Source organism: Chryseobacterium sp. 2TAF14 (assembly GCF_052115105.1).
Classification (GTDB): Bacteria; Bacteroidota; Bacteroidia; order Flavobacteriales; family Weeksellaceae; genus Chryseobacterium.
In genome coordinates this window covers 4,605-13,209 of sequence record NZ_JBFRGA010000109.1, presented here as the reverse complement: position 1 = coordinate 13,209, position 8,605 = coordinate 4,605, and the positions used below count along the sequence as shown (strand labels likewise).

Annotated in this window: 7 protein-coding genes; all 7 read right to left on the bottom strand. The window is 34.7% G+C overall.

The genetic code is table 11. The features are described 5' to 3' along the window. Positions 1-2,029 (bottom strand): TonB-dependent receptor (locus tag AB4Y90_RS11860; RefSeq protein WP_441557787.1); only part of this gene is annotated, 2,029 nt, incomplete at its 3' end. A gap of 439 nt (positions 2,030-2,468) precedes the next feature. Further along, positions 2,469-2,774, bottom strand: coding sequence for a hypothetical protein (locus AB4Y90_RS11855; RefSeq protein WP_441557786.1), 306 nt, complete (start codon positions 2,772-2,774; stop codon positions 2,469-2,471). Positions 2,775-3,170: 396 nt separating this feature from the next. Further along, positions 3,171-5,108, bottom strand: a complete 1,938-nt coding sequence (locus AB4Y90_RS11850; RefSeq protein ID WP_441557785.1) for an ATP-binding cassette domain-containing protein — start codon at positions 5,106-5,108, stop codon at positions 3,171-3,173. A gap of 177 nt (positions 5,109-5,285) precedes the next feature. Beyond that, the gene (locus AB4Y90_RS11845) at positions 5,286-6,683 is read right to left on the bottom strand and encodes a hypothetical protein (protein WP_441557784.1); all 1,398 of its coding nucleotides are present in this window, start codon (positions 6,681-6,683) and stop codon (positions 5,286-5,288) included. Positions 6,684-6,831: 148 nt separating this feature from the next. Continuing rightward, positions 6,832-7,503, bottom strand: a complete 672-nt coding sequence (locus AB4Y90_RS11840; RefSeq protein WP_441557783.1) for a response regulator transcription factor — start codon at positions 7,501-7,503, stop codon at positions 6,832-6,834. Continuing rightward, positions 7,500-8,186 (bottom strand): sensor histidine kinase, encoded by a 687-nt coding sequence (locus AB4Y90_RS11835; protein ID WP_441557782.1) that lies wholly within the window; start codon positions 8,184-8,186, stop codon positions 7,500-7,502. Before AB4Y90_RS11835 ends, AB4Y90_RS11840 begins: the two co-directional genes overlap by 4 nt. Positions 8,187-8,248: 62 nt before the next feature. Beyond that, entirely contained in the window at positions 8,249-8,599 is a 351-nt protein-coding gene (locus tag AB4Y90_RS11830; RefSeq protein ID WP_441557781.1) for a hypothetical protein, read from the bottom strand. Positions 8,600-8,605: the final 6 nt, after the last annotated feature.

The following is an 8,605-nucleotide window of genomic DNA, read 5'->3' as shown; positions in this document are numbered from 1 at the left end:
TCATTAAGATCAGCGGCTCATTATTAGAAAGATCGTCACCTCTCAGAATACTGAATCCTGATTTCCATTTAAGGTTTTCTGAAATTTTGAGCTCTGCATCTGCATCTATCCCAAAAATCCTCGCTTTAATTTGTTGATACGTCCAAACCGGGAAAACTCCTCTTATTGTTGTTTTAACGCTTGTAGGAATCTGATTTACAAAGCTGTCAGACAACATTACGTAAGGCGCTACCTCAAGATGCAGACCTTTTAGAACATTGAATTGTGTTGCAAAAGAAAGATTAACGTTATAAATGGTTTCTTTCTTTATACTTAAATTCCCTTCTTCCATCATGGCTGCAGAGTGATGAAGACCGTCTGAAAACAGTTCAGCAGCATTTGGAGTTCTTTCAGCTCTCGAAAGGTTCAGCTTTAGTTCCATATGATCGGTCGGTTTGTATTCCATCCCGAGATTTGCTGAAATATTATGATAATCTAAAACAGGTCTGGTTAAAGTTCTGCTTCCCGATTCACTTACAAAAAACTGAGGAAACAGATCGAAAAAACTTTCTTCCCATTTGTCTGTATCATAATATTTGTAAGAATCATATCTGCTGAAATCATAACGTACTGCTGCTTCAGCATTAAATTTAGAATTAAACCTATATTTAAAAACCGAAAAAGCACCTGCATCATAACGGTAATAATCAGGTATCAAACGTCTCGCTTCGGTTCTCGGGTCAGGAAAATTATCCTGATAAGTCCCTGAAATACCGCTCTCCAAACTCCAGTTTGAGCGCTCCAATAAATGAACAAGACTTGCAGAATGCGTAATCAGCCTCAAATCCATTGAAGGTAAATCTGCACGTTCCGCTCTTCTGATGTCGTATTCTTCTCTTCTGTTACGCTGAAAGCTGTATTGAAAGGTAAGTTTACCAAAATCTGCAAATCTTCTGTAAGCCGAAAGCTTGGCAATCTGATGATCAACCACCTGTTTAGGACTTACCATATCATAGCTGAAATCATCCAGAAAATAAGGCTGTCCCAGATTAACTGCTTTACGAAAATCGTCGGGACTCGACAAATGTGCACCTTTGTAAATCCCGAATTCCTGATTGATACCGCTGTAAGAAATATCAAAACCCTGCAAAAAGCTATGTTTTCCGAAAGAGAAATTAAACGAGTTAAATTCCTGACCCGTATTCTGCAACGTATGATGCGGAACATATTGGTCTCCCGTCTTTCTGTAACTTCCTCCGGTTTTTACAAACCATTGGTTTTTCCAGGTTTTTGCGACATTTGCAGCAATCTCACCACCTTTTCCATTCGAGATTCCTGAAAGCTTAGCGCTTCCCATAATCGTATCTTTCTTTGGTAAAATTGCAGGCTCCAAAACGACAACTCCGCCTACTCCTTCATTTCCATACTTCAAAGCGGAAGCACCTTTGATAACATCGATGTGCTCAAAATCGTACACATCAACATTCGGAGCGTGCTCTACTCCCCATTCCTGCTCTGCCATTTTCACCCCATTATTCAGAATAGAAATCCGGCTTCCATACAAGCCATGAATTACAGGTTTTGAAATATTATTTCCTGTTTTCAGTGCTGTAACTCCTGAAATTCTGGTTAATAAATTCCCCAGATTTTCAGTTGAATTTCTTTCAATTTCAGTTTTATCAAGCGTTCTCATAATCACAGAACCTTTTGTTTTGTGGCTTCCGTGAATGGTAACGGTTTGTATATCACCTATATGATGTTCTAAAATAATGGATAAGTGCAAATCTCTGCCGACTCCCACATTTTCAGTATAATCATCGCACAGAGGATGCTTTGCAATGAGCTGATATTTTCCTGCAGGAATATTATTGAATGAAAACTTTCCTTTTTTGTCTGTTTTTGCAGTATAATCTCCGATTTTTACCACTGCGTTTTCGAGCATGGTTTTATCGTGAAAATCCTGAACAGTTCCTTCTACCGTGTAAGTTTTCTGTGCGTTTGTTATTGCAAATCCGCAAAGGATAAGCAGTAAACTGTATATCAATTTCATTGTAAAATAGATTGATTGTGTATGTTTTAAGTTAATAGTTCTTAGTTGTCGGTTGATAGTTGTCAGTTGTGAGATGATAAACTATTACACTAAAATCTAATAACATGATTAAAATCATTATAAAAGTTTTACAACCTTTAGAATTTAACTTAAAACATATTTTCGTTAAAATTTGAATTGGATTTTTTTGAAATTATAAATCTTCACGCTAAATTTTAACCATTAAGATTTTAATTAAGCAGTTTAGAATAATTAAGTTGAGCTTCGCTTTTTAAAGCATACTTAAAAATCTATATGATTTTTCTTAATGAAACTTAACTCCTAAATTAACCTTAATGGTTAAAAACAGGGTTAGTTTTATTAAAATATATCATGCATTTAAAAATTATTCAACCTRTGAAAAATTTAAAGCAAAAAAATCCGGAAAAGAATCTATTGATTATGAAATTGCGGGTGGACCGCGAAGTTGGAAGGTAAATTTAGTTTGCGACCAGATTTTTTCCTGTACAGCAAAAACCTGCTCTGCCTCATGAGTATGTTTGATCAAAGTAAAACTAAATTCGTCTGGTAATAAAGTATTGCCTGTTGCTAAGAAATGACAAGCCAAACAGTCGCCTGCTTTTTCTTTTGCATCAGATTTGGTGATAGAATTTTCTGTTTTTTTAAGATTGAAATGCTTAAAATCTCCAGAATCATGATTGTGAAAGCTTGAAGAAAACAACGCAAAGAAGTAAATCCCAAACATCAGTTTGGAGATAAAACTCTTTAGTTGTCGGCTTTCCTTAAAAATCATCTGGCAAAATTATAAAAAATTATTGAGAATGATTTGTCTAAATGTTATTTTTATTTGGTAATATTTGTTTTTAAAAGATAGCATTCCTACGGAATGCAAAATGTAGCTGCAATTTTATTTTCTACACAGATATTCCTCTTCCGGAGCAAGCTTGTGAATGGATCACTGTTTACAAAGGTGTCGCTCCTCCGGAGCTTCCCGCCTGAAGATATTCTTTCTACAAAGGTTTTGCTCCTCCGGAGCAAACTTAAATCACATTTTTAATTACAAGTTTTTTTTAATATAAATATTATCTCACAAAAAAAGATGAACCAAAGTCCATCTTTTTGTCATTTATTTAAGAAAAAATTAATCTAATTGCGTTCCCAAATGCTCCCATTCCTGCAAAGCAAGATCGAGGTCTTCTTTGGTTTTGTTGTATTTTTCTAAAGTTTCTTCAGAAGGATTTTCTTTGGTGAAAGATGCTTCGAAGCTTTCTATTGCGGTTTCCAGTTCAGAAATTTTTTCTTCAACTTTTTTTATTTTGTTTTGAATGCTTTTCTGTTCTTTACTTATAATTGTTGATGGTTGCTGGTTGTTAGTTGTTGGTTTTTCTTCAACTTTTTTAGCCTTTACCTCAACTTTAGGTTCTTCTCCGTGGAGTTTTGCTTTTTCGGCAGAAATTTCTCTGATGGATTCTTTTTGTCTGAACTCAAGATATTCGTTGATGTCGCCTAAGAATTCTTTCATTTTACCATCACGGAATTCGTAGATTTTATCGCAGAGTCCCTGTAAAAATTCTCTGTCGTGCGAGATTACAATTAAGGTTCCTTCAAATTTCTGTAGAGCTAATTTGATAATTTCTTTCGACTGAATATCCAGGTGATTGGTAGGTTCGTCCATAATCAACGTGTTGAACGGACGTAAAAGTAATTTACAAAGCGCCAAACGGTTTCTTTCACCTCCAGAAAGTACTTTTGTTTTTTTATTTACGGCTTCACCCTGAAACAAAAAAGATCCTAATAAATCCCTTACTCTCGGTCTTGTTTCTTCGGTTGCGGCATCTTCCGCTTCTTCCTGAACGGTTTTATTTGGTGTTAAAACTTCTTCCTGATTTTGAGCAAAATAACCAATGTTTACATTATGGCCAAGATTCCAGCTTCCTGAATAATCTTTAATATCTCCTGCCAGAATTTTCGCTAAAGTCGTTTTCCCTTGTCCGTTTTGACCAAGAAGAGCAATTCTGTCGCCTCGCTGAACGATAAAATCAACATCATCAAAGATTTGTTTTTCACCGTAAGATTTCCCAAGATTTTCAGCTTCGAAAATAACTTTTCCGGGAACCTGTGACTGAACGAAACGGATATTGAATTTAGAAACGTCTTCATTATCAACTTCGATACGCTCTATTTTATCTAATTTTTTAATCAAAGACTGGGCAAAAGAAGCTTTGGTCGCACTTGCACGGAATTTATTGATGTTATCTTCCATCTGCTTGATTTCCGCATCCTGATTCTTTTTAGCCTGAATCAGCTTTTCACGGCGGTCTTCACGCATGATCAGATATTTAGAATAATTGGCTTTATAATCGTCAACTTTTCTGTTATTCACATCAAAAGTACGGTTACAAACCGCTGTCATAAACTGTTTATCGTGGCTTACCAAAACAATTGCACCGGGATATTCTTTCAGAAAATTCTCAAGCCAGATAATCGATTCCATATCCAAGTGGTTGGTAGGCTCATCGAGAAGCATCAGATCATTTTTCTGAAGAAGCAGCTTTGCCAGTTCGATTCTCATTCTCCAACCTCCGGAAAATTCGTCGGTAATTTTTTGAAAATCATCTGCTTTAAAACCTAAACCAAACAAAACTTTTTCGATATCACCTTCCAGATTGTAGGCATCATGATGCATCAAAAGGTCGTTCAGATCAGTCATTCTGTTAATTAAATCCGTATAAGAATCGCTTTCGTAATCGGTTCTTACGGTCAACTGATGGTTTATTTCTTCCAGTTCTTCTTTCCATGCATTTATTTGCTCGAAAGCCTGCATCGTTTCGTTCCAGACGGTTCTTCCTTTCACAAAATCAAGATCCTGCTTCAAGAAACCAATGGTAATATTTCCTTCAGGAACCACATTTCCTTCGTAGAAATTGATTTCTCCGGAAAGCATTTTTAGCAGCGTAGATTTCCCCGCTCCGTTTTTACCAACCAAACCAATTTTATCATCTTTTTTAATGGTAAAATTTACGTTTTGAAATAAATAATTACCCGAATGATGTAATCCTAAACCCTGAACCGAAAGCATTTGAAATGAATATTAAAAGTGAATAATGAATGTGAATCTTTTTCGGGTGCAAAAATACGGAAAAGAAATGAATGACAGTAAAATAAAAAGAGCTGCCTTTGTGAGACAGCTCTATCCTAAATTTTAACATGAATATTTACCGTTCCGGCTTTGTTTTGCCGGTGTCTTATTTTATTTTTAAAAATTAAATTCTACAATGCTTTGAGAAATTTGATTGGTAAGAAAATCGATATAAACGATATTGGGTAAAGCATGTCTTTTGTTTACAAATTCGTATTTTAAAACTGCCGGTAATTTTGCGTTGGCCTCTTTAGCCATATTTTCTATAGAGTCGAAAAAGTCGGTAAAACCTTGCGGCGTCAACGTCCACGATAAGAGGAATAAGCTGTTTTTATTCTCTGCGTTTTTAGAAAACTCGTCCCATTTAGCCAATTGATTAGCCTTCATTTTATCATAATTATTGGTATCTGCATACTGGTCAAAAACTTCCAGATTATAGCTTCCATCGCCAAAATCATGATATCTGAATTTTCCTTCAGCCGGATTTATAAAATCGTCATAATCAAACACAACAATCATTTTACCTCTTAAATCACCCAATTTTATTTGTGAAATGTTAATTTGCGGATCATTAGATTTATATAAAATATCGCTGTAATTATTGATCACATCATTTATTTTAGGAATAATCTCGCTTGGTTTATGATCTTCATAATTGCGGATGTGAGAAATTTTCAGGATTGCAATTTCTGAAGGTGAATTTTTAAGAAAACTTCTTACGTCATTCAGAATATCAATAAAATATTCGCCGCTSCATCCTTTACCATCGGTTCTGTGGTAGGTGACAAGCTTATCTTTGTCGAAATCTATTCTCACATCAAAATATCTTGAGCCGTTTTCGAGCTGCTTCCCGATTGAATCGTACTGAGTTTTTACCAAATGATTTGCAAAATTCAAAGGTGCGCAGTTTCTGAGCTGAGACATTCCTGCATCGTGACTTCCGGGAATGGTGATCTGTTTCAGGTTTTTTTCTGAAGAAATACTATCCATCCATCGATTCATCATCATTCCGAACGAAAAACTTATTTCATTTACAGAATTACCGCCTCTTTGAAAGATAAATTCATTCAACGGACCTTTGTTGCTTTTTACGGCTGTACTTACTCTGTTTCCGCCGATATGATGGCAATCTGCACCGCCAAACCACCAATTGTTGCTTCCCGCACTGTGACCCTGAGCTAAAATAATATTATTAAAAGTGAAAATCTGATTATTCTGAAATTCTAAAACCAGAGTTCCCAACATTGCAAAATTCAAATCATCAGGATCGTGATTGAATGTGGTATTACTTTTATTGACCTGTTTTGAAAACCATTCTGCAACTTTTTTAGAACCTTTTCTGCCGATAGAAAAGCTAAATTTTCCGTCGCTTCCGCAGTTTGCAGAAAATCCCTGACGAATATGATGATTCGGATCCTGACCGTCTGTAACGGAAAAATCTTTTACGGTAAAACTGCCTTTTACCAAGTTGTTTGCACCAGATGCAAAAACAACTTCATTGTTTCTGTATTCCATGATTACTATTTGTTTTTTGGTTGTTTTTTTGAAAAATATTTTTGTAAAGCTTTACTTAAAAATAACAATTCAAAGTAACGAGAATAAAAGAACAAATAGTAGCGTAGAAATAACCAAATAAAAATTCCGTACTTGTACGGAACAGGTTTTATGCGGGAGAATAAATATTGTTGACGATGGCGTAAATTACAATTCCGACCGTATTTTTGGCGCCGATTTTTTCGATAGCCCTTTGTCTGTGGCTTTCTACAGTTCGCGGACTGATAAAAAGTTTTTCTGCAATTTCGTGATTGGTATATTCCTGACAGATCAGCTTTACGACATCTTTTTCTCTTTCAGAAAGATCATAATCCATACTGAAAAGCGATTTTTTCTTGGAAGTATTGTTCATGTAGGAAAGAAGCATCTCATGATCTTCGTTGGTAAAGAAAATTCCATTTTCAAAAACTCTTGATATTGCTTCTATAAATAATTTTTTGTCTGAATTTTTCGGAAGAAATGCTGAAACTCCCAGCTTAACCATGTAACCTAAAACCGATGTTTTGTAATGAGATGAAAGGATAATAATTTTCAGATCCGGATATTTATCTTTTAAGATCTCAACCAGCTCGAAACCGTTCATCGGCTGCATCTGAACATCAACCAAAGCGATATCGGGAAAATCTTCTTCGGAGCATGTCTCAAGATTTTCGAGAAAAAGGTTTCCGTTATTTGCCATCATCGTTACCAAAAAGTTTTTTTCTTTTGACAACAACATTTTTACCCCTTCAAGAATTAGCTGCTCATCATCTACCAAGGCAATTTTTATTTGGCCACTCATTGTTTTTTCTGAATTTTAAAGATTAATCGGCTTCCTTTATTTATGATACTTTTCCATTTGAATGCGGCATCCATCGACTGCATTCTGGATTCTATATTTTTGATTCCCATCCCTTTTTTCACTTTTTCATAATCAAAACCCTGCCCGTTATCAAAGATAACAATTCCTGTAAAATCATTAAAATCTTTGATGAGAATATCTATTTTATCTGCCGTTGAATGTTTAATGACATTTGTTGTAAACTCCTGTATAATTCTGTAAATCTGCACTTCTACGAACACATCTTTTTTGTGGTATTCTGAAGAGACATGAAGCGAAATACTGATTCTTGCCGATAAATTGGTAATTAATTCTTCGATGTATAAAATCAGCCCTAATTTTTCCAGATTCACAGGATAAAGAGAGTGTGAAATATTTCTTGTACTGTCAATCAGTTCTGAGATCTGGCTTGAAATAACTTCTGAAGTAGATTCATCTTCAATATCAAGATTATTTAACCATAAAGAAAGAATGTTTAGCCTGTTGCCAATATCATCATGCACCGAAACCGCAATCCTTTTACGCTCTTCTTCCTGCACCTTGGTATTTTCTAAAACCAACTGCTTCTGATGCTGAATTTCTGCTAAATTCTGGGCTTCTTTTTCTTTTAAAATACGATCTATAAAAGTTTTGTAAACCAGCAATATAAAAAATACGATAACTGCAAGCGTTACAATTATCAGAATAAGCAGGTTGATATTTAAGGTTACTTCTTTAATTTTAAAAATGTGTAAATAATTGAACAATACAAAATACCCGATAAAACATTATTAACTCCTAAAATCATATAAAAATTATCTTCTGATAGGTTTTTAACCTGCTGCTGCACAATAAAAAAGAAGACAGAAACAGAATAATAGAAGAAAATACACGCATCGATTAAAGTGAATCTGCTCATATTCTTACCGGTTTTTATTTGTTGTAATAAAGTAAACCCGGCAAAACAGATGATAATAATATTGGAAGCAACTTTTACTTCATCATTATTAATAATCAGCGTAGGAATAAAATTTACAATTAAAAACACTAAAGCAACAAACGAAATAATACCCAACATATATTT